Source organism: Pseudomonas sp. NBRC 111139 (assembly GCF_001753955.1).
Taxonomy (GTDB): Bacteria; Pseudomonadota; Gammaproteobacteria; order Pseudomonadales; family Pseudomonadaceae; genus Aquipseudomonas; species Aquipseudomonas alloputida.
Window position 1 is genome coordinate 36,715 of the sequence record NZ_BCBP01000043.1, and the last position, 19,769, is coordinate 56,483.

General features: G+C 62.9%; 17 protein-coding genes. 8 read left to right on the forward strand and 9 right to left on the reverse strand.

The annotated features are described in order from the left end of the window. Positions 1-54: 54 nt before the first annotated feature. From BJQ17_RS17430 to BJQ17_RS17460, 7 genes are all read right to left on the reverse strand, one after another. Positions 55-399, reverse strand: a complete 345-nt coding sequence (locus tag BJQ17_RS17430; RefSeq protein WP_003248695.1) for a YggL family protein — start codon at positions 397-399, stop codon at positions 55-57. A gap of 41 nt (positions 400-440) precedes the next feature. Further along, a complete protein-coding gene (locus tag BJQ17_RS17435) occupies positions 441-4,070 on the reverse strand; it encodes an ATP-binding protein (RefSeq protein ID WP_070096382.1) in 3,630 nt (1,209 codons plus the stop codon). Positions 4,071-4,078: 8 nt separating this feature from the next. Beyond that, the gene (locus BJQ17_RS17440) at positions 4,079-4,696 is read right to left on the reverse strand and encodes a response regulator transcription factor (RefSeq protein ID WP_003248700.1); all 618 of its coding nucleotides are present in this window, start codon (positions 4,694-4,696) and stop codon (positions 4,079-4,081) included. Positions 4,697-4,976: 280 nt separating this feature from the next. Further along, complete coding sequence (locus tag BJQ17_RS17445) at positions 4,977-6,308, reverse strand: deoxyguanosinetriphosphate triphosphohydrolase (RefSeq protein WP_070096380.1); 1,332 nt, start codon at positions 6,306-6,308, stop codon at positions 4,977-4,979. 144 nt (positions 6,309-6,452) lie between these two features. Then, positions 6,453-6,782 (reverse strand): hypothetical protein, encoded by a 330-nt coding sequence (locus BJQ17_RS17450; RefSeq protein ID WP_003248704.1) that lies wholly within the window; start codon positions 6,780-6,782, stop codon positions 6,453-6,455. After that, a complete protein-coding gene (locus tag BJQ17_RS17455; protein WP_003248706.1) occupies positions 6,779-7,153 on the reverse strand; it encodes a phage holin family protein in 375 nt (124 codons plus the stop codon). Before BJQ17_RS17455 ends, BJQ17_RS17450 begins: the two co-directional genes overlap by 4 nt. A gap of 9 nt (positions 7,154-7,162) precedes the next feature. After that, positions 7,163-7,477, reverse strand: a complete 315-nt coding sequence (locus tag BJQ17_RS17460; protein ID WP_003248709.1) for a YqjD family protein — start codon at positions 7,475-7,477, stop codon at positions 7,163-7,165. A 312-nt stretch (positions 7,478-7,789) separates the two neighbouring features. Here BJQ17_RS17460 and BJQ17_RS17465 point away from each other — a divergent pair, with 312 nt between their 5' ends. The 5 genes from BJQ17_RS17465 (at position 7,790) to BJQ17_RS17485 (ending at position 11,160) form a co-directional block, all read left to right on the forward strand. Further along, positions 7,790-8,998, forward strand: a complete 1,209-nt coding sequence (locus BJQ17_RS17465; RefSeq protein WP_003248712.1) for an ammonium transporter — start codon at positions 7,790-7,792, stop codon at positions 8,996-8,998. 72 nt (positions 8,999-9,070) lie between these two features. After that, positions 9,071-9,310 (forward strand): glutaredoxin family protein, encoded by a 240-nt coding sequence (locus tag BJQ17_RS17470; protein ID WP_003248714.1) that lies wholly within the window; start codon positions 9,071-9,073, stop codon positions 9,308-9,310. 108 nt (positions 9,311-9,418) lie between these two features. After that, positions 9,419-9,850, forward strand: coding sequence for a D-Ala-D-Ala carboxypeptidase family metallohydrolase (locus tag BJQ17_RS17475; protein ID WP_003248716.1), 432 nt, complete (start codon positions 9,419-9,421; stop codon positions 9,848-9,850). 65 nt (positions 9,851-9,915) lie between these two features. Then, positions 9,916-10,224, forward strand: a complete 309-nt coding sequence (locus BJQ17_RS17480) for a hypothetical protein (RefSeq protein WP_003248718.1) — start codon at positions 9,916-9,918, stop codon at positions 10,222-10,224. Positions 10,225-10,275: 51 nt separating this feature from the next. Then, positions 10,276-11,160 (forward strand): pseudouridine synthase, encoded by an 885-nt coding sequence (locus BJQ17_RS17485; protein ID WP_003248719.1) that lies wholly within the window; start codon positions 10,276-10,278, stop codon positions 11,158-11,160. Between the two features lie 747 nt (positions 11,161-11,907). Here BJQ17_RS17485 and BJQ17_RS17490 read toward each other — a convergent pair. Continuing rightward, positions 11,908-13,473, reverse strand: a complete 1,566-nt coding sequence (locus BJQ17_RS17490) for a PAS domain-containing methyl-accepting chemotaxis protein (protein WP_003248720.1) — start codon at positions 13,471-13,473, stop codon at positions 11,908-11,910. A gap of 250 nt (positions 13,474-13,723) precedes the next feature. Next, the gene (gene acnA / locus BJQ17_RS17495; protein ID WP_070096381.1) at positions 13,724-16,465 is read right to left on the reverse strand and encodes an aconitate hydratase AcnA; all 2,742 of its coding nucleotides are present in this window, start codon (positions 16,463-16,465) and stop codon (positions 13,724-13,726) included. Positions 16,466-16,689: 224 nt separating this feature from the next. Between acnA and rlmM the strand changes: the two genes are divergently transcribed. The 3 genes from rlmM (at position 16,690) to pdxB (ending at position 19,694) form a co-directional block, all read left to right on the forward strand. Beyond that, on the forward strand, positions 16,690-17,754 hold the full coding sequence (gene rlmM, locus BJQ17_RS17500) for a 23S rRNA (cytidine(2498)-2'-O)-methyltransferase RlmM (protein WP_003248725.1): 1,065 nt from the start codon (positions 16,690-16,692) through the stop codon (positions 17,752-17,754). Between the two features lie 494 nt (positions 17,755-18,248). Further along, entirely contained in the window at positions 18,249-18,491 is a 243-nt protein-coding gene (gene tusA, locus BJQ17_RS17505; RefSeq protein WP_003248727.1) for a sulfurtransferase TusA, read from the forward strand. Positions 18,492-18,551: 60 nt separating this feature from the next. Then, positions 18,552-19,694: a 4-phosphoerythronate dehydrogenase PdxB gene (gene pdxB, locus BJQ17_RS17510; RefSeq protein ID WP_004577094.1), complete on the forward strand. Its 1,143-nt coding sequence runs from the start codon at positions 18,552-18,554 to the stop codon at positions 19,692-19,694. The last annotated feature ends 75 nt before the right edge of the window (positions 19,695-19,769 follow it).

The window sequence follows — 19,769 nt, forward strand, 5'->3', positions numbered from 1 at the left end:
CCGAATGGGGTGGCCTTTTCAGCAATCAACCTTTCAGCTCGAAGCTGACAAGTATCACTCAGCCTTGTTGATAGGCTTTTCCGGGTACCAGGCATCCAGCAGCGGGCTGACTTCGATTTTGGTCAGTTCGCTGCGGCCTTTGAGCCAGGCTTCAACGGCAGCGCGCTGTTCTTCGCTGACCGAGCCGCGTTTGACCGAGCACACCAGGCCGAAATCGTCACCGCCTACATAATCCAGGCCGTTGGCGTCCATGGCTTCTTCCAGGAACGCGTCGAGGAAAGCATCGATTGCCTGGTCATCCAGATCTTCCTTGAATTCCAGGTTCAGCTCGAAGCCCAATTCCTGAAACTCGTCGACACACAGCTTCTTGCGCAGACGACGGGAGCGGTTTGTGGCCATGAAACAATCCTCTTAGGTAATAACGCCGCGCAGTCTACCAGTTAACACGTCTGGTTGCCTGCCTGAGTATCTCTGCTGGTGGCCAATTCCTTGGCCAGGGCACGTTCCACTCGGCACATATGCCGTGCCAGTGCCTGGCGCCGCAGGCGCACCTGGGCAGTGGGCAAGTCGCTGGCCTCGAGGGCTTCACAGGCCGCCATCAGGTCAGGGGCTTCCAGCATGCGTGCGGCGCTTAGCACCTTGTGGGCCTGCTCGGCAATGGCGCCGCTGTCGTGTTGCGGGTGAAGCGCCATCAGGCTGGCCAGATCGGCCTGAAGGCTCTGGTGCAGGGCCTCCAGGAAGCGCTGGCGATCGACCGGGTCAGGCCCGACCACGGCGGCCAGGCCGTCCAGCTGGTACAGCTTGCGGCGGGGGCGTTGCTGGCGGCGCGGGCGAATGCCAGCCAGGCGCTGGCTGAGGGTGCTCAGGCTGATGGGCTTGAGCAGGCAGTCGTCCATGCCGGCGGTCAGGCACTTGCGGCGTACTTCCGGCTGTGCGTTGGCGGTATAGCCGAGGATGGTGCAGGGGGGGCGCTTGCCCTGGCGTTCTTCGGCGCGCACGGCAGTCGCCAGCTGGTAACCGTTCATGTGCGGCATGTTGCAGTCGAGTACCAGCACATCGAAGTCGCCTTCCCGCCAGGTCGCCAGGCCTTCCCGCCCATCGCGGGCGCTGGCGTGCTCCAGGCCCAGGTAGCCAAGTTGTTGCGCCATCAGTTGCAGGTTGGCCGGGTGATCATCAATGACCAGCACGTTCAGCCGTGGGTCGGGCACGTCGAGCTGCTCGGGCAGCGGTTTCGGCTGCTCTGCGCCATCCACCCGTTGCAGCGGCATCTTCAGGCGCACCTGGGTACCGACATCCTCCAGGCTTTTCATGGACAGGCTGCCGCCCATCATTTCGCACAGGTTACGGCAGATGGCCAGGCCCAGCCCGGTACCTGCGCGGGCGCCCTGGCTGTGCGGGTTGGCCTGGATGAACGGGTTGAACAGGCGCTGCAGGTCGTCGGGGTGGATGCCGATGCCACTGTCGCGCACCTCCAGCTCCAGTACGGCGGGTGTGCTGGTACCGTCATCCAGCAGGCTGACGCAGATGCGCACCTGACCATGCTCGGTGAACTTGATGGCATTGCTCACCAGGTTGGACAGCACCTGCTTGAAGCGCAGCGGGTCAAGCAGGACAGGGCAGCGTGCGGCCGGGGCGATCTGCACTTCCAGGGCCAGGCCTTTCTGCCGCGCCTGGCCATCGAAAATGCGCGCCACCGATTCGACCAGCGCCGCCAGGTCGACCACCTCCGGGGCCAGGGACAAGTGCCCGGACTCGATGCGCACGATGTCGAGAATGTCACCGATCAGGCCTAGCAGGTCTTTGGCCGAATGGTGTGCCAGTTCCAGCGCGCTTCGGTCCACCCGGCCCTGGTCGGCGCGCTTGACCGCCAGTTCCAGCATGCCGATGACGGCATTCATCGGGGTGCGGATTTCGTGGCTGATGGTCGCCAGGAACGTGCTCTTGGCGCGGTTGGCATCGTCGGCCTGCTGCTTGGCCTGGCGCAGCTCCATGACCAGTTGCCGGCGTTCGCTGATGTCGATCCAGCCGCCGATGATCCCCTGTACCTCACCCAGAGAGTCGCGGTACGGCAAGATCCAGTGGTAGATAGTCAATGCCCGGCCTTTGATCCGTAGTGGGCGGTCCTTGATCAGCGGCGAGCCCGCCGCCATGACTTTCTGGTAATCAGCCTGGATCTGCCGAGCCTGCTCGGAATCGGCAAACAGGCTGTCCTTGAGTTTTTTGCCGATCACCTGATCGGAGCGGGCCTGCACGGCTTCAAGGTAGCTGTAGTTGCAACTTTTCAGGCAACCCTCGCGGTCGCGCACATACATGGGGTGGGGCGTACCGTTGAGCAGGGCGCGCATGAATGCCAACTGGTCGTTCAGCGCGCGTTCGGCGCGCTGGCGCTGGCGAATCTGCAGGCGCAGGCGGGCATTCCAGAGCAGGGCCAGCAACAAGAGCACGACCGTGGCCAGCACCACCTGCAGGGCAAGGCGGCTGTAGACTTTGGTGTTGTCATCCTCATGCCTGCCAAAGCCGCGCCAGCGGTTGTTGATTACCCCCAGCTCCTCGGGTGAGATACTCAGCAAAGCCTTGTCGAGGATAGACAACAGCGCCGGTGACGGAGCCGTGGTGGCCATGGCGAAGTTGGCGGGTTCGCTGCCGACCGAGGTGCGGATGACCAGTTCGGGGTTGCTGGCCAAGGCGTGGTTGGCGTCGATCAGGGTGGTGATCACCGCATCGACGGCCCCGCTGTTGAGCAACGCCATGGAGTAGAACGCGCTTTCGGTCTCGACCCAGCTTATCTTTGGGTAGTCCCGGGACAGCATGGCGTTCATGGTGCTGTCCCGGGTAATGGCGATGCGATGCCCCTGCAACTGCTCCAGTGAACTCAGTGTGTTGTTGTCCTTGTGGTTGACCAGCACATAGGCGCTTTCGAGGTAGGGGCGGCTGATTTGCAGGTCGTCCCCTGGTTTACCGGCGCTGGCCAGTGCGGCGATGACATCGGCCCGGCCATCCTTGAGGCGGGCGACCATGTCGGCAATGCCACTGGCGCGCTGCACTTCGAAACGCAACCCGGTGCGCAGGCGAATGAGTTCCAGCAGGTCGGCGGTGATGCCTCGGAAATGCCCCGAATCATCGAAATAGGACAGTGGTGCAGCCGCGTCATCGGCTGCCACGCGCATCACGGGATGCTTCTGCAGCCACTGCTGCTCGGCCGCGCTCAATTGCAGTTGGCGATCGCTCAGCAACAGGTCGCTGCCGGCGCTCCAGCGTTTGAAGATACTGGAGCGTATGGCCGGGCTTTGCCTGTCCAGGATGGTGTTCACCAGGTCCAGCAGCACGGTATCTTGCTGACGCAAGGCAAAACCGAAGCCGATGGCCTCGTGTTTGCCGAAGTTGGCCATGCGCAGGCGGGGCAGATGACCACGGTTGAGCTGGTAGTGCGTGGAGATGGTGTCGCCGATGAACACGTCGGCCTGGCCGAATGCGACAGCATTCAGTGCCTGGCTGGAAGAGCCAAAGGCCAGCAGCTCGGCCTTGGGGTAGGCGGTGAGTACTTCCTGTCTGGGCAAATAGTGGTAGAGCATACCCAGGCGCATGCCGGCAAGGTCCATGTCCAGTGCCCGGTTTTCGTCTTCACGCGTTACCAGTACAGGTTGGTCGACGGCATAGGGGCGCGACAGTGCCAGGCCGTCACTGGCCGCTTCGTAGCCATTGGCGCTGCCCAGCAGGTCGATATCCCCGTGCCTGAGCGCCTCCACCGCCGCCTGCCGGCTGGAGAAACGCAGCACCCTCACTGGCAACTGCAAGGCCTTGCCGATCAGGCTTGCATACTCGGCGGTCAGGCCCTGGTAGTCGTTGCCGCCACCGGTGATGTCGAACGGCGGATAGTCGGGGGCCGACGTGCCCAGTACCAGTTCCTGCTGGCCTTCGAGCCATTGCCGTTGTTCGGGCGTGAGCACGGGCTGGACCGGGCGGGCCGATGAGCGCGCCAGTAACGTAAAAGACGCGGCTTCACGATGGCCAGCCTGTGTTGCGCCGCTGAGCAGCAGAACGAGCAGCAGGCAGTTGATAGCTCGGGCCATGACCATGTTCAGACCAGCGCGTTGCGCTTGGCCATCTCGATCAGATCGACCAGCGTATTGACTTGCAGTTTGTGCATGAGGCGCTTCTTGTAGGTGCTGACAGTCTTGCTGCTGAGAAACATGCCCTTGGCAATTTCCTTGTTGCTGCGGCCTTGGGCGAAAAGTTGAAGCACCATCAGTTCGCGATCATTTACCTGGCGGAAAAGTTGCAGGTCACTGTCGGTCGTCTGGTTGTTTTTTATTGCCTGGCTGGGGAAGTAGTTATAACCGGCCAGTACGGCCTTGATTGCACTGAGCAGTTCGCTCAGGTCTTCCTGCTTGCAAACATAACCCGCTGCGCCCGAGTGCATGCAACGTACGGCAAACAATGCCGGGGACTGTGCAGTCAGTACCAGAACCTTCAAGGGCAGGGCCATGCTCTGAAAGCGGGCCAGCACCTCCAGGCCGTCTAGCTTGGGGATGCTGATGTCGAGAATGACCAGGTCGGGGTTGCTCTCGCGGATCATCTGCATGGCGTCTACGCCGTTGTCCGACTCGCCGACAATCTTGTAGTTCTGGTTTTCCAGCAGCATACGGACGGCCAGGCGAATCACCGGATGGTCGTCAACGATAAATATGGAATGCATGTTCAACTTCCCTGCGGTCGATTGAGGGTGACAGTGGGCACCTTATCGCAGTTGGAAGTCGTCAGGCGTGCGAGGAATGGCTGTTAGGCTTATATGGGAAACGGCTTACAAGATAAAGCAAAATGGGCTACGGAATAGGTGTGCTTAACTCGCTGTCAAAGCGATTTTGGTAACTTTTCATTAGTTTTTATTCGTGCCGTTTAGTGTGGTTACCTCGGTGTAGGAAGTTTCCTGCAGCGTGGTGCAGCGCCTGGCCGAGCCCGCGCTGCACCGACGCGTTTCAGGTCGGGCTGGAGCGCCCGGTCATCTCCCGGGCCATTTCGCTGGCATAGCTGTCGGTCATGCCGGCGATGAAGTCGATCATGCGCAGGAAGGCGCTGTGCAACGAGGCATGCGGGTCTGGCGCATTGTTGCCGATCAGGTCCAGCACCCTGCGACTCTTGAACGATGGCGTACGTCCACCGTGCTGCTCGAGGGCCGCACCGCAGAACGTGTTCAGCAGAATCTCCAGGGTGGTGTAGGCGCCGATTTCGTGCAGGGTCTTGCGCTTGTCCTGGAAGATTTTGTTGCGTGCCATGTCCTTGGCTTGCAGTACACAGCGTTTGGCTGGGCCATGCATGTGTTCCACCAGGTCGCCCGGCAGTTGCCCGGCCAGCAACGCCTGCTGCTGCTCGACGAAGGCGTGGGCGGCGGCGTTGGTCAGGTGTTCGATGGCCTTGCCGCGCAGGATGGCCAGTTTGCGCCGACGAGAATCGCGTGGGCCGAGCTGGCGGTAGGTTTCTGGCAGGTCTTCGCCGACCAGGTCAAGCAACAGCGCTTCGACTTCGGCATATTGCAGCAGCTCCATTTCCAGGCCGTCTTCCAGGTCGATCAGCGCGTAGCAGATGTCATCGGCAGCCTCCATCAGATACACCAGTGGATGGCGCGCCCAGCGCTGGTGTTCCAGCTGCGGCAGGCCGAGCTTGCGGGCGATCTGTTCGAGCAGGGGCAGTTCGCTCTGATAGCTGCCGAACTTGTGCTTCTTGTAGCCCAGGGCGTCAGCATGGCGGGCGCTCCACGGGTACTTGAGGTAGGTGCCGAGGGTGGCATAGGTCAGCCGGGTCCCCCCATCGAACTGGTGGTATTCCAGTTGGGTGAGCACACGAAAGCCCTGGGCATTGCCTTCGAAGTTGAGAAAGTCGGCCCGTTCGTCATCGCTCATGTCGTCCAGCCAGCCACGCCCGGCGGCCTGCTGGAACCAGTGGCGAATGGCGTCTTCGCCGGAGTGGCCGAATGGCGGGTTGCCGATGTCGTGGGCCAGGCAGGCTGACTGCACAATCATCCCCAGGTCACTGGGGGCGCACCAGTCCGGCAGGTTTTCGCGCAGGGTCTCGCCGACGCGCATCCCCAGCGAGCGGCCGACGCAGCTGACTTCCAGCGAATGAGTCAGGCGCGTATGGATATGGTCGTTGCTCGACACCGGGTGCACCTGGGTCTTGCGGCCGAGGCGGCGGAAGGCACCGGAGAAAATGATGCGGTCATGGTCTTTGTGGAAGGGGCTGCGCCCGAGTTCATCGGCGCTGTACAGGGCTTTGCCCAGCCGTTCGCGGGTAAGCAAGGTGTGCCAGTCCAAGGCGCGGTCTCCTGTCGTTCGAAGGCAGCAGCATACCCTGCAGGGAGCGCATTGTGCTGCGAAGAAAAGGCCGGCCCTTTGATGCATTTGTATCGATCGTACGGGCCTCTTCGCAGCACAAGGCTGCTTCTGCCGGGGCGAGCGTCAGGGCCGGCGGCCGCCTTGCAGGTAGAGGCGTACCAGCGGCAGCAGGGTGCTGCCCAACCGTACCAGGCGCGTCAGGTTGCCGCTGCGTACGCCCTTGCCGGTGAGAAAGCCCAGCGCCACCACAGCGCCGATGCCCCACAGTGGCGCATGCTTGATACCCAGGCCTTCATGTAGCGAGCTGCCCATGCCGCGCACGCGGCGCAGCGGTTCAAGCAACTGACCGGACTCATGACGGATTTCCTGGCGGTGCATCTCCATGCGCAGGCGCAGCAGCGCCTTGCGCAGTTCGCGCGGGTTACGCGTGTTTGGCAGTTCTGGCAGGCTCATGGCAACAGGCGCTCCCTGTCCTTGGCAAGTTCGTCGAGGGTGGCGCCGAAGGGCGATGATTCGTCGAACACCGCCGCCTTCAGGCGCACGCCGCAGTACAGGGCGGCAATGCCATAGAACACGCACAGGCCAATGATACCGGCCAGTCGATAGCTGTCCCACAGCAGCACCAGCAGCAGCCCGGACAGCGCGGTCAGCAGCAGCAGGGCGAACACCAGCGCCAGGCCGGCGAACAGCAGCAGGCTCAAGGTACGGCCCTTCTGCTCCTGCAACTCGATACCGAACAGCTCGATGTGGCTGTGCAGCAGCCCCAGCATGGCCGCGCCCAGGCGCTTACCCGAAGCGCCGGCGCCGTTGGCGTCATTCTCCATGGGTTCCCCTTAGCGCCGGTTGGCCAGCAGACCGATCAACAGGCCGACGCCGGCCGCGATGCCGATTGCCCGCCACGGGTTTTCCTGCACGTACTGCTCGGCGCTGCCAAGCGCTGCCTGACCGCGTTCACGTACCGAGTCCTGGGTCAGTTGCAGGGTTTCGCGGGCCTGGGTCAGGCGCTCGTGAATCTGCTCGCGCAACTCGTCGGCCTGGTCGCCGGCCAGGTTGGCGGTGTCGGCCAGCAGCTTCTCGGTGTCGCGCACCAAGGCCTGGAAGTCAGCCATCAATATCTCTTGTGCATTCTTTGCCGATTTGCTGGCCATGGGTCTCTCCCTGTCGATGAGTGTTGGTAGTTCGAGTGACAGCACGCATGGAAGGTTCAAGTGCGGCTGCTGGTATGGGCCTTGCTAAGTTTTTGCCACGTTGCGGAGCGCCTATGACCGGTTTTGCGCCGATTCAGGGCGCCCACGCAGCGGATACCGATAAACCTTAACCCAATCCACGACAAACCCAAGAAAAAACCACGCAGGCTTCACCCCGCTCACCTGAACAGGGTAGGGGCTGGCACCGATTCGGTGCAGGGATGCAGGTTCTTGAACTGTCCTGGTGCCTTTTTCAGCAGGTCTGCCTATTTCATGGAAAACATGCACAGCGCTATGGACTCTCTGGTCCACGGTTCCAACACCCTGTTCATTCTCATGGGCGCCATTCTGGTGCTGGCCATGCATGCCGGCTTCGCGTTCCTTGAAGTGGGCACGGTGCGCCACAAGAACCAGGTCAACGCCTTGTCGAAGATCCTCAGCGACTTTGCCATCTCGGCGCTGGTCTACTTCTTTATAGGCTACTGGATCGCCTACGGAGTCAACTTCTTCCAGCCGGCGACAACACTGGCTGTCGACCATGGCTATGCGCTGGTCAAGTGCTTCTTCCTGCTGACCTTTGCGGCGGCGATTCCGGCGATCATCTCCGGGGGCATTGCCGAGCGGGCGCGGTTCGTGCCGCAGTTGTGCGCCACGGCATTGATCGTGGCGTTCGTCTATCCGTTCTTCGAGGGCGTGGTGTGGAACGGCAACCTGGGCGTGCAGGCTTGGCTGCAGGCACGCTTCGGCGCACCGTTCCACGACTTTGCCGGGTCTGTGGTGGTACACGCCATGGGGGGCTGGCTGGCGCTGGCGGCGGTGCTGCTGCTGGGGGCGCGCCGTGGGCGCTACCGCGAGGGCCGATTGGTGGCGTTTGCGCCGTCGAGCATTCCCTTTCTGGCGTTGGGCTCGTGGATCCTCATCATCGGCTGGTTTGGCTTCAACGTCATGAGTGCCCAGACCTTGCAGGGCGTCAGCGGCCTGGTGGCGATCAACTCGCTGATGGCGATGGTGGGTGGCACCCTGTCGGCGTTGCTGGCCGGGCGCAACGACCCGGGCTTTCTGCATAACGGCCCGCTGGCCGGGCTGGTGGCGATTTGCGCAGGTTCCGATCTGATGCACCCGGTTGGAGCGCTGGTCACCGGCCTGGTGGCGGGGGCGCTCTTTGTCTGGACCTTCACCGCCGCGCAAAATCGCTGGAAAATCGACGACGTCCTGGGTGTGTGGCCGTTGCATGGCCTGTGTGGCGTGTGGGGGGGCATCGCCTGTGGCGTGTTCGGCCAGGTGGCGCTGGGCGGCATGGGCGGTGTCAGCCTGGTCAGCCAGTTGCTGGGCAGCCTGATGGGCGTGCTGGTGGCCTTGGCCGGTGGCTTTGCCGTGTACGGAGCCATTCGAGCGTTGCATGGCCTGCGCTTGAGCCATGAGCAGGAGTTCCAAGGCGCGGACCTGTCGCTGCACCGGATCGGTGCTACCAGCCAGGATTGAGCCTGGTCAGGTGCAGGGTGGGCGTGGCGCGCCTAGAATAGGCTTCTGTGTATGCCACCCGGGACCTGCCACATGCTGCCTGAATGTCAACTGTTCGGCACCCTCGGCTGCCACCTCTGCGAAGTGGCCGAGGCTGTGTTGATGCCTCTCGTCGATCATGGCCTGCTGGTAGAGCTGGTCGATATCGCCGAGAGCGAGCTTTTGTTCGAACGTTATGGCCTGATCATTCCGGTGCTGCGGCGCTGTGACAACGGCGCCGAGCTGCACTGGCCGTTCGATACCGAACAAGTGGTGGCTTTTCTTGGGCAATGATGGCTGCAGAGGAGTTGCAACCCTGCTCCATGATCTGTGAAGCGAGCTGATGATCCGGTGGAGGCGCACCGTCGCCGGTAACCTTCTCCATCATCGGAATAGCTCGCCATGTTCATCACTCCACATTTCACCTTCGATGAAATGACCGTTTCCCAGCTCGCCGCCCGCGAAGGGTTCGATAATGCACCGCCCCTCGAAGCCAGGGCCAACCTGCAATTGCTGTGCTGTGCGCTGGAACAGGTACGTGCATTGTTCGACGCGCCCATCATCATCAGCAGCGGGTATCGCAGTGAAAGGGTCAATCGGTTGATCGGTGGCGCCTCCGATAGCCAGCACGTGCAAGGGCTGGCGGCGGACTTCACGGTGATCGAGGTCAGCCCGCGTGAGACCGTTCGGCGAGTCAGCGAAAGTACGGTGCCCTTCGATCAGCTGATCCTGGAATTCGATAAATGGGTGCACCTGTCGGTGACGCGCGGCACGCCGCGCAGGCAGGTGCTGACCCTGCGTAAAGGCAGCGGCTACCTGGCGGGGCTGCAATGAAGCGCATTGACGGCAGCAAGGGGATGTTCGTATGCTGTATATAAATACAGTATCGAGGTGAAGCCATGCTCAATGTCGAGCAACTCAAGTACAGCGTCAACCGCATGCCCGTGGATCGGGTGGCTGACGCCGTTCTGGAACTGCGCCTCGAAGGCCTGGTGACGGGCGACTGCACGCCGTTCGGCAAAGTCCACTTCAATACCTGCTTCGCCGAGATCGAGGCCTTGTTCCAGCGGGCCGGATACCACCGAGGGCTGGATGTGGTGGGTTATGAGGGGTTGCTCTATGCACTCTACGACCCTGGCCGCTGGGAGCCGGTGCAGGTACTGCGCTGGCTGAAGGAGCGCTGCGAGGCGATGGCCCAGGCTGGTTGAGGGGGCGGGCTTGGGCGATAATGCGCGGCCATGAACGTCTCGAGCCCAGCCATGACCACGCCTTTCGACCCCGCCCGCCAGCAAGCCAGTACGGTGTGCCTGCCACCTGGTAACTGGGTGACGGTGCTCGATTGCTTGTGTGACCATTTCAAGGCCATCGACCGCGCCCAGTGGCTTGACCGCTTTGCCCGTGGCCGGGTGCTGGATGCCAACGGGCACGCAGTTGCCGCCGACCTGCCTTACAAGCGTGGCATGCGTTTGCATTACTTCCGCGAAGTGCCGAACGAACGGCCGATTCCGGTGCAGGAGGTGGTGCTGCATGTGGACGAGCACCTGGTGGTGGCCGATAAACCGCATTTCCTGCCGGTGACGCCGACCGGTGAATACGTCGAGCAGACCTTGTTGCGTCGCCTGATCCGTCGCCTGGACAATCCGCACCTGGTGCCGTTGCACCGCATCGACCGGCACACCGCTGGGCTCGTGCTGTTTTCCGCCAACCCGCACAGCCGCAGCGCCTACCAGCGGCTGTTCCCCGAGCGGCGTATCGACAAGCGTTACCAGGCCATTGCCGCTGCCATGCCGCAGCATGCATTTCCGCTGGTGCACAAAAGCCGCCTGGTGCATGGCGAGCCATTTTTCCGCATGCATGAGGTGGAGGGTGAGGCCAACAGTGAAACCCTGGCCGAGGTGCTGGAGAAGAACGGTGAGCGATGGCGCTATGGGCTATCGCCCGTGACCGGCAAGACCCATCAGTTGCGTGTGCACATGGCGGCCTTGGGGGCAGGGATCAGCAATGACCCGTTCTATCCGCAGTTGCTCAATGAAGAGGATGACTACCAGCGGCCGCTGAAACTGTTGGCGCAGAGCCTGCGTTTCGAGGACCCGCTGAGTGGCGAAGAGCGCTACTTCGAGAGCCGGTTGCGGTTGGACTGGTAACACAGCAAGCGGGTTCACCTGCGAAAGGGCCGGGCCTGCTGGCCAATTTCCACCCGCCGTTCACTGTTGCTGCCGCCACCGTATTCGCGGGTAAACCCGCTCCTACACACGCATCGGTGGTTCGGCACAGGCCGCGTGTAGGAGCGGGTTTACCCGCGAAAGGGCCGGCCCTGCTGGCCAATCTCCACCCGCCGTTCACCGTTGCCGCCGCTACCGTATTCGCGGGTAAACCCGCTCCTACGCACGCATCGGTGGTTCGGCACAGGCCGTCGTAGGCGCGGGTTTACCCGCTAATGGGCCGGGCCTGCTGGCCAATTTACACTTGCCGTTCACCGTTGCCGTCGCCACCGTATTCGCGGGTAAACCCGCTCCTACACACGCATCGGGGGTTCGGCACAGGCCGTCGTAGGCGCGGGTTTACCCGCGAATGGGCCGGGCCTGCTGGCCAATTTACACTTGCCGTTCACCGTTGCCGTCGCCACCGTATTCGCGGGTAAACCCGCTCCTACACACGCATCGGGGGTTCGGCACAGGCCGTCGTAGGAGCGGGTTTACCCGCGAAAGGGCCGGCCCTGCTGGCCAATCTCCACCCGCCGTTCACCGTTGCCGCTGCTACCGTATTCGCGGGTAAACCCGCTCCTACGCACGCATCGGTGGTTCGGCACATTCCGTTGTAGGGGCGGGCTTGCCCGCGAACACCGGCAGAGCCGGTGCCCTCCACCGCGGCGGAGGGCCAAGTCGCGAGCTTCAGCGGTTGAAGCGCTCCACCAGCGAATACTGGCTGCCCGCCGTGCTGGTCAGTTCCTCGCTCAGCAGTGCCGAGTGCTGCGCCTGTTCGGCGGTCTGGTCGGCCAGTTCGGCAATGGTGCTGATGTTGCGGCTGATCTCGTCAGCCACTGCGGTCTGCTCCTCGGTTGCAGCTGCAATCTGGGTGGCCATGTCGGTGATATTGGCCACCGCTTCGCTGATGCCTACCAACGCCTCGTCAGCCTGCATTACCCGGTCGACGCCTTCCTGTGCCTGGCGGTGGCCGGTTTCCATGGTCTGCACTGCGTTACTGGCGGTCTGTTGCAGCTTGGCGATCAGGCCATGGATCTGCCCGGTGGATTCGGCGGTGCGCTGGGCCAACTGACGCACTTCATCAGCCACTACGGCAAAACCACGGCCCATTTCACCGGCGCGCGCCGCTTCAATGGCTGCGTTCAGTGCCAGCAGGTTGGTCTGGTCGGCGATGCCCTTGATCACGTCGACCACGCCACCAATCTCGTCGCTGTCCTTGGCCAGTTGCGTAACCGTCTGGCCGGTCTCGCCCACTGCCGCCGACAGACGTTCGATGGCCTCGCGGGTTTCTCCGGCAATTTGCCGGCCTTGGCTGGTCAGGCGGTTGGCTTCCTGGGTGGCATCGGCGGTGCGCTGCACATGGTTGGCCACTTCCTGAGTGGTGGCGGCCATCTGGTTTACCGCAGCGGCGACTTGCTCGGTCTCCACCCGCTGGCGCTCCAGCCCCGTAGAGCTCTTGTGCGCCAAGGCATCGGACTGGCGTGCCTGGTCGCTCAGGAGTTCGGCACTGTCTTGTAGGCGGGTCAGGCAGGTTTTCATGCGTGCGTCCTGGCTGAGCATGGCCATTTCCAGGCGCGCCTGCACGCCACGGCTGTCGGTGTACATCTGCGCGATCAGTGGGTCGGAAGTGGTTTGCTCGGCCAGGCGCAGCAGGCGCTTGAGGCCGCGCTGCTGCCAGCTCAGGCCGAGCAGGCCCAGTGGTACCGAAAGCCCTGCGGCCAAGGCAAAGCCCCAGGAATGACCCAGCCAGTTGCCGATCAGGAAGCCCACCTGGCTGATCAGGATGAACGGTAGCCAGTCCTGCAGCACTGGCAGCCACTTGTCGCGGCGCGGTACCGGTGGCTTGCCCTGGTTGATGCGCTGATACAGGGCCTCGGCGCGGCGGATCTGCTCGGCGGTGGGCTTGACCCGCACCGACTCGAAACCGACAACCTGGTTGTTATCGAAGATGGGTGTGACATAGGCGTTGACCCAGTAATGGTCACCGGACTTGCAGCGGTTCTTGACGATGCCCATCCACGGCTGGCCCTGCTTGAGGGTTTGCCACATATGGGCAAACACGGCAGGCGGTACGTCGGGGTGACGCACCAGGTTGTGCGGTGCGCCAGTCAGCTCCTCGCGGGTGAATCCACTGATTTCGATAAAGGCATCGTTGCAGTAGGTGACCACACCCTTGGCGTTGGTAGTGGAGATCAACCGCTGCTGGGCAGGGAAAGTCCGTTCTCTCTGGGTAATCGGCTGGTTGTTACGCATGGGTGATAGTCCGCAGGGCTTTCGACAGGTATCGGCAAGCCGCTGGTTTTATTGAATGGATATTTGGTTCATTGATTGCACTCAATGACGGGTAAGTCAGATGATGACCGAATGGATGGCCAAGGGCCAGTGCTGTCGCGTGGGACTTTAAAGCATATAGCCTTGAGGTATTGGCGTGTAGGAGACCGAGCGCCGCCCGCGCAGCGCTCGGTCTAGAGAGCGGAACACATCTTCGGCCAGACGCTCCGTCTCAACCGGCGATCATCTGGCGCAACACATAGTGCAGAATCCCCCCGGCCTTGAAGTACTCCACCTCGTTCAGGGTATCAATCCGGCATAGCACCTCGATCTGTTCCTGCTGGCCATCCTCGCGGGTAATGCGCAAGGGCAGGCTCATGCCGGGGCGAATATGTGCGCCGTCCAGCCCCAGTACATCGATCTGTTCCTTGCCGGTCAGCCCCAGCTGTTTGCGGTTGTGCCCGGCCTTGAATTGCAGTGGCAACACGCCCATGCCCACCAGGTTGGAGCGGTGAATACGCTCGAAGCTTTCTGCCAGCACGGCCTTGACCCCCAGCAGGTTGGTACCCTTGGCTGCCCAGTCGCGGCTCGAGCCGGTACCGTACTCCTGGCCGGCAATCACCAGCAGCGGGGTGCCCTCCTGCTGGTAACGCATGGCCGCGTCGTAGATCGACAGCTTCTCGCCAGTGGGCACATGCAAGGTGTTGCCGCCTTCTTCACCTGCCAGCATTTCGTTGCGGATACGGATGTTGGCGAAGGTGCCGCGCATCATCACTTCGTGGTTGCCACGCCGCGAACCGTAGGAGTTGAAGTCGCGAGGCTCCACACCCTGTTCGCGCAGGTAGCGCCCGGCCGGGCTGTCGGTCTTGATGTTGCCCGCGGGGGAAATGTGGTCGGTGGTCACTGAGTCGCCCAGCAGCGCCAGCACCCGTGCGCCGTGAATATTGGCAATTTGTGGCGGCGGCCCGCCGATGCCGTCGAAGAACGGTGGGTGCTGGATGTAGGTGGAGTCAGCCTGCCACACGTAAGTGGCGGCCTGTGGCACCTCGATGGCCTGCCATTGCGCATCACCGGCGAACACTTCGGCATATTCCTTGTGGAACATCGCCGTATCGACCTTGGCCACGGCCTCGGCAATTTCCTGCTGGGTCGGCCAGATATCACGCAGGTAGACCGGTTGGCCGTCCTTGCCTGAGCCCAGCGGATCGCGCGTCAGGTCCAGGCGCACGCTGCCGGCCAGGGCGTAGGCCACCACCAGCGGGGGCGAGGCCAGCCAGTTGGTCTTGACCAGCGGGTGCACGCGGCCCTCGAAGTTGCGGTTGCCCGATAGCACCGAGGCCACGGTCAGGTCGGCGCTGCCAATGGCTTTTTCGATCGCCTCGTCCAGCGGGCCGGAGTTGCCGATGCAGGTGGTGCAGCCATAACCGACCAGATCAAAACCCAGTTGGTCGAGGTAAGGCGTGAGCCCGGCTGCCTTGAAGTAGTCGGTGACTACCTTGGAGCCTGGCGCCAGCGAGCTCTTGACCCAAGGTTTGCGTTGCAGGCCTTTTTCCAGTGCTTTTTTTGCCACCAGCCCGGCAGCCATCATCACGCTGGGGTTGGACGTGTTGGTACATGAGGTGATCGCGGCAATCACCACGGCGCCATCGCGCAGGGTGTGGGTCTGGCCCTGATGGCTGTAGTCGACTGCACCGGCCTGGTCGGCGTTGCCCACTGCTACACCGCCGCCACCTTCGCTTTCCAGGCGACCAACTTCTTTGGCCAACGGTTTGGGCTGCAGCGCGATGAACTGGTCGAAGGCTTGACTGACCTGGCCCAGCGCTACGCGGTCCTGTGGCCGTTTGGGTCCGGCCAGGCTGGCTTCGACGTCGTCCATGTCCAGGGCCAGCGTGTCGCTGAATAACGGCTCCTGGCCGGGCAGGCGCCACATGCCCTGCGCCTTGCAGTACTGTTCGACCAGCTGCACGGTCGCTTCGGGGCGGCCCGAAAGCCGCAGATAGTCCAAGGTGACCTGGTCGACCGGGAAGAAGCCACAGGTGGCGCCGTATTCCGGTGCCATGTTGGCGATGGTTGCGCGGTCGGCCAGGGGCAGCTCGGCCAGGCCGTCGCCGTAGAATTCAACGAACTTGCCCACCACGCCTTTCTTGCGCAGCATCTGTGTCACGGTCAGCACCAGGTCAGTGGCAGTGATGCCCTCCCGCAGCTTGCCGGTCAGCTTGAAGCCGATCACTTCGGGGATCAGCATCGATACCGGCTGGCCGAGCATGGCCGCTTCCGCTTCGATGCCGCCGACACCCCAGCCGAGTACGCCCAGGCCGTTGATCATGGTGGTGTGCGAGTCTGTGCCCACCAAGGTATCGGGGAAGGCATAGGTGCGGCCGTCGGCCTCACGGGTCCACACCGTGCGGCCCAGGTACTCCAGGTTGACCTGGTGGCAAATGCCGGTGCCCGGGGGAACTACGCGGAAGTTGTCGAAGGCGCTCTGGCCCCAACGCAGAAAGGCATAGCGCTCGCCATTGCGCTGCATTTCGATGTCGACGTTTTCGGCAAAGGCTTGCGGCGTGCCGTAGCGGTCGACCATTACCGAGTGATCGATCACCAGGTCGACCGGTGACAGCGGGTTGATCCGTTGCGGGTCGCCGCCAGCCTTGGCCATGGCGGCGCGCATGGCGGCCAGGTCGACCACGGCGGGCACACCGGTGAAGTCCTGCATCAACACCCGCGCCGGGCGGTACTGGATCTCGCGGTCCGAGCGGCGTTCGCCAAGCCATTGGGCAATGGCGCGCAAGTCGTCGCCGGTGACGGTCGCGCCATCCTCCCAGCGCAGCAGATTTTCCAGCAGCACTTTCAGCGACATGGGCAGGCGCTGCAGGTCACCCAGCTGGCGGGCGGCCTCGGTGAGGCTGAAGTAGTGGTAGGTCTGGTCGCCGACCTTGAGGGGCTTGAGGGTGTTCAGGCTATCGAGCGAGGGCATTGCCAACTCCTTCTGCACCGGTGCCCGGCAAATAGTCACGGTTTGCCGGCAGCACCGCTCTGTATCGGTCCGCACGGCACGGACCTGGCTGAATGGTCAGGTTAGACCGGTTTACGCTACCTGACCCTTTTCTGGACCGGCGGGGCGTGTCGCAGGTTCCGAACTTCCTTTATCATCGCCGCCCTGCCGGCGCCTGTGGTGCGCCAGCCGTCGTGGAGTGAGAGATGAATACCCTGTTCATGCATTGCCGGCCCGGTTTCGAGGGCGAGGTTTGCGCCGAAATCAGCGAACATGCCGCCCGCCTGGGTGTTGCCGGCTATGCCAAAGGCAAGCCGCAAAGTGCCAGTGCCGAGTTTGTCTGTAGCGAGGAGGGCGGTGCCGAGCGCTTGATGGGGGAACTGCGTTTCAACCAGCTGATTTTCCCGCGGCAGTGGGCACGTGGCGGTTACGTTGAACTGCCGGAAAGTGACCGCATCAGCGTACTGCTGGCGCAGTTGGCTGACTTCCCGGTGTTCGGTAGCCTTTGGCTGGAGGTGCTGGACAGCAACGAAGGCAAGGAATTGTCCACTTTTTGCCGAAAGTTCGAAGTGCCGTTGCGCAAGGCCCTGGAGAAGGCCGGCCGCCTGGTCGACGACCCCGGTCGCCCACGCTTGCTGCTGACCTTCATCAGCGGCCGGCGGGTATTTGTCGGCGTGGCATCGGCCAGCAACAGCGCCTTGTGGCCCATGGGCATCCCGCGCCTGAAGTTCCCTCGCGAGGCACCTAGCCGTTCGACACTCAAGCTGGAAGAAGCCTGGCACCAGTTCATTCCGCGTGAGCAGTGGGAGCAGCGCCTGGGGGATGACATGACCGGCGTCGACCTGGGAGCCTCACCGGGTGGCTGGACCTACCAGCTGGTGCGCCGTGGCATGCTGGTGACAGCCATCGATAACGGGCCGATGGCCGAAAGCCTGATGGACACCGGCCTGGTCCAGCACTTGATGGCCGATGGGTTTACCTGGCAGCCGAAGCAGCCGGTAGACTGGATGGTGTGCGATATCGTCGAGAAGCCGGCGCGTACCACCTCGCTGATTGAAACCTGGCTGGGTGAGGGGCTGTGCCGCGAGGCGGTGGTCAACCTGAAGTTGCCGATGAAGCAGCGTTATGCCGAAGTACGGCGCCTGCTCGACCGTATGGAGGCAACATTCAAGGCACGCAAGATCAAGGTGTCGATTGCCTGCAAGCAGCTGTACCACGACCGTGAAGAAGTAACCTGCCACCTGCGGCGGCTCGACTTGAAGCCCCGCTGAGGCCAGCGCGTCGTTCTGCTTCTGCTTCTGCTTCTGCTTGTGCTTCTGCGTCTGCTTTTGCTTTTGCTGTTGCTTCTAAGCGCGCGATAGTTCATGCGACGCAGATTGCGACTTCAGGAGGCCGAGTGCAGGGCTTGCGAAGGGAGGTGACGGGCATGGATGCCCGTCAAGCGCTGGGCCCCAGGATGGGGCCTGCAGCGCGGTCCTCCCGGGAGCAAGCCCGGAGCGAGGGGACCCCGGAGCGCAGCGCAGGGGCCGGATGATGGGAGCCGACGGTTTTTGGTTCCTTTTTGCCACGACAAAAAGGGACCCGCCGTAAGGGCGGAAAGGTGACTATGCGCCACCTGCGTGAACGAATACCTGCTCAATCTAAATGCCCACATCCAAGAAGCAAGAAGCAAATTCGTCTGTCCTGACTCAGCGCTGGGTTTGAAAGCCGTGCTTGGACCGCGTCGCGCTATGCGCGACAATAGCGATCATTTTCGGAGCCCCCCATGACCGATTTCACCCCCGACGCCATCCTCGATGCCACCGGCCTGAACTGCCCGGAACCCGTGATGATGCTGCACCAGCACGTACGCAACCTGGCCGCCGGCGGCCTGCTCAAGGTCATCGCCACCGACCCGTCGACCCGCCGCGACATCCCCAAGTTCTGCAACTTCCTCGGCCACGAGCTGCTGCAGCAACAAGAGGACGCCGGCACTTTCCTGTACTGGATCCGCAAGAAAGCCGACTGAATCGCTCTGGAACACGCCCGGCGTTGCGCCTACACTGCGCTCCCCAGACAGGAGAGCGCCATGCTGATAGTTGCCGACGAGAACATCCCGCTGCTCGATGCCTTCTTCCAGGGTTTCGGTGAAATTCGCCGCTACCCCGGCCGAAGCCTCGATGCTGCCAGCGTCAAGGACGCCGATATCCTCCTGGTGCGCTCGGTGACCAAGGTCGACCGTCAGTTGCTCGAAGGCAGCCGTGTACGCTTTGTCGGCACGTGCACCATCGGCACTGATCACCTGGACCTGGACTACTTTGCAGAAGCTGGCATCCGCTGGAGCAGCGCACCTGGCTGCAATGCCCGCGGCGTGGTCGATTACGTGCTGGGCAGCCTGCTGACCCTGGCCGAACTGGATGGCGTGGCATTGCCTGAGCGCGTATATGGCGTTGTCGGCGCGGGTGAAGTGGGTGGCCGCCTCGTGCGGGTGCTGCATGGCCTGGGCTGGAAGGTGCTGGTGTGCGACCCGTTGCGTCAGGCCGCGGAGGGCGGCGACTACGTCAGCCTCGAAACCATCCTGCAGCAGTGCGATGTGATCAGCTTGCATACCCCGTTGCAACGCGGCGGCCAGCACCCGACCTGGCACCTGCTGGGGCAGGCGCAGCTGGCACAGTTGCGCCCGGGTGCCTGGCTGGTAAACGCCAGCCGTGGCCCGGTAGTGGACAACGTGGCCCTGCGCGAGCTGCTGCTGGACCGTGAAGACGTGCACGCGGTGCTGGATGTGTGGGAAGGGGAGCCGCAGGTCGACCTGACGTTGGCCGACCTGTGCACCCTGGCTACGCCGCACATTGCCGGCTATAGCCTCGATGGCCGCCAGCGTGGCACGGCGCAGATCTACCAGGCGCTGTGTCGCTTCCTCGGTGTGAATGAGCAGGTGCGACTGGCCGAGCTGCTGCCCAAGCCACCGCTGGCGCAGATCGAGCTGGATGCCAGCACCGACCTGTCCTGGGCCTTGGCCACCCTGTGTCGCGCCGTGTATGACCCGCGCCGTGATGATGCCGATTTCCGCCGTAGCCTCAGCGATGATCCGCAGCAACAGCGAGCAGCGTTCGACCAGTTGCGCAAGCAATACCCGCCAAGGCGCGAGATCGAGGGGCTGGCCGTGCGCTTGCACGGGGAGGCGCCGCAGTTGGCGCAGTTGGTCAGTGCCCTGGGTGGGGTGTTGGTCTAAGCACGCCTTGCCTTGATCTTGCAGGTAGGTGCGGTTACCTGTGGGGGCGGCCAAGCCCACTGGCTGGGCCAATAA